Genomic DNA, 729 nt, shown 5'->3' on the forward strand with positions numbered 1-729 from the left:
TACCATCAGCACCAACGCAGGCGCTGGGCAGATCAAAGCTCCCACCATGATTGCTCGCCATCTTCTTCAGCGAGTAGAGTTGGTTCTCGGGCACGACAGTCTTGAGTACGTCCACTGCCCCACGCAGGCGCTCGATGTTCAGGCGGCGACTCATCGACCAACCTCAACTGGCATCCGGGCGAGCCTGTCCTGGTCAACCACGTTCCCGCGTGCGGTCATGAGCGTCATCCACGCCAGTCGGCGGAGCAGCGGGCGATCCGCGTATTGTTCGGGGTTCGCGACCACCTGTCGTGGATCCGCGCGTAAATGCGTTTTCGGCTCGGTCGCATAGATCCGTGCAGGTGCGATATGCAGCATGGTTACCTCCGTTGTTGCTGGAGGCAGTATGTTGGCTATTTATCCAACGTCAACATAAAATTGGCCAAATAGCCAATTCTTAATGTTACAGATTGGCGAATCGTCTTCCGCGACAATCAGAATCACAGGCTTTGGTAGGCAAGGACGACGGAGATCAGTTCGCTACATCGAGTCTTCTGTCCACACCATCAAAGGTCGCAAGAACCACTCCGCCGGGATCAATGATCTGGACTTCTGCCAAGATATTTCCGGGGCCGGCCACAGCACATTCGAACGTCTCGATCATTCCAAGGCGAGTATCCAGGGGCAAGGCATCCCAAGTCTGCCGTTCGACGGCAATCGTTGGTTTATTGTTGAAGAACCCAATGCCAG

The 729-nt window shown here is 55.4% G+C and carries 2 protein-coding genes; both read right to left on the reverse strand.

Going from position 1 to position 729, the window contains the following annotated elements:
* Positions 1-150: 150 nt before the first annotated feature.
* Positions 151-357 carry a hypothetical protein gene (locus ACR0L4_RS23710; protein WP_480423991.1) on the reverse strand — a complete coding sequence of 69 codons (207 nt, stop codon included), beginning with the start codon at positions 355-357 and terminating at the stop codon, positions 151-153.
* Between the two features lie 154 nt (positions 358-511).
* Positions 512-729, reverse strand: a 218-nt coding sequence (locus tag ACR0L4_RS23715) for a hypothetical protein (protein ID WP_480515670.1), incomplete at its 5' end; no start/stop codon positions are given.

This window comes from Ruegeria sp. AB5, from assembly GCF_056542645.1.